Origin of the sequence: Psychromonas algicola, from assembly GCF_004378355.1 — a bacterium.
GTDB lineage: Bacteria > Pseudomonadota > Gammaproteobacteria > Enterobacterales > Psychromonadaceae > Psychromonas.
Genome location: NZ_SNUB01000064.1, coordinates 1 through 1,278, shown reverse-complemented (window position 1 = coordinate 1,278; position 1,278 = coordinate 1). Strand labels below are relative to the sequence as shown.

Annotated in this window: 1 protein-coding gene; it reads left to right on the top strand. The window is 40.0% G+C overall.

The window, feature by feature from the left end:
* Positions 1-84: 84 nt before the first annotated feature.
* A partial coding sequence (locus tag E2R67_RS16320; protein WP_166739413.1) for an IS4 family transposase occupies positions 85-1,278 on the top strand: 1,194 nt, incomplete at its 3' end.

Genomic DNA, 1,278 nt, shown 5'->3' with positions numbered 1-1,278 from the left:
TAATGCCGATCAGTTAAGAAAAATTAGTTGATTTTTACCCGAATGGGATCAGAATCCGATGTTCACTCAACATCGGATTTTTTTATGCCTTTAGATTACGATTTCCACTCACTCGAAGCCTTCACTCCCGAACATTTCAATTCATTATCTGAAGTTTTATCACCTGATTTGATTGATAAGTGCCTTAAAGAGTCTGGCATCGTAACACTGAGAAAGCGCAGGTTACCACTTGAGATGATGGTGTGGAGTATCGTAGGAATGTCTATGTTTAGACACCTTCCAATGAGCGATATCGTTAACCAACTTGATATTATGCTACCAGGAAAACGACCATTTGTTGCACCGAGCGCTGTCGTTCAGGCAAGGCAAAGACTCGGTTCAGAGGTTGTTCAACGTATTTTTGAACAGACCCAGCAATTGTGGCAAGATAATACTCTCTCGCCAAGCTTTTGTGGCCTTAAGTTGTTAGGTGTTGATGGCGTGGTCTGGCGAGCACCCGACACAGAAGATAATGAACTCGCTTTTGGAAAACTACATAATGACAAGCGGGAGTCTGCTTACCCTCAAATCCGAATGGTATGCCAAATGGAGTTAACGAGCCATCTATTAACCGCCTCTTCATTTGATAAAGTTGCCTCCAATGAAATGCATTTAGCTGCTAACTTAATATCATCAACACCAGATAACTCCCTGACTTTATTTGATAAAGGTTTCTACTCACTTGGATTATTAAATCAATGGCAGAACACTGGCATTGAACGTCATTGGCTTATCCCTTTAAAAAAAGGCACGCAGTTTGAAGTCGTTAAAAAGTTTAGTACACGTGATCAAATTGTACGAATAAAAACGACACCGCAAGCAAGAAAAAAGTGGGATGACCTACCTACTACGGTGGATGTTCGCTTGGTAAAGCGCACTATTAAAGGTAAGTCATATTCGATACTAACTTCTATGACAGATCCACTTCAATATCCTGTTGAAAATATTGCAGACTTATACGCACATCGCTGGGAGATTGAATTAGGCTTTAGAGAGATGAAACAATATATGTTACGCAACCAGCTAACATTAAGAAGCAAAAAGCCAGAGATGGTAAAGCAAGAGTTATGGGGTGTTTTGTTAGCTTATAATCTGATTCGATTTCAAATGGCTAAAATGGCGCATAGCTTAAAAGGAGTGATGCCATACCAACTTAGTTTTAACCGAGCATCGGCTTATATAATTCAAGAGCTATGCATGTTGCCATTTGTTTCACCAGGAAACATCCCGAAGGTAATT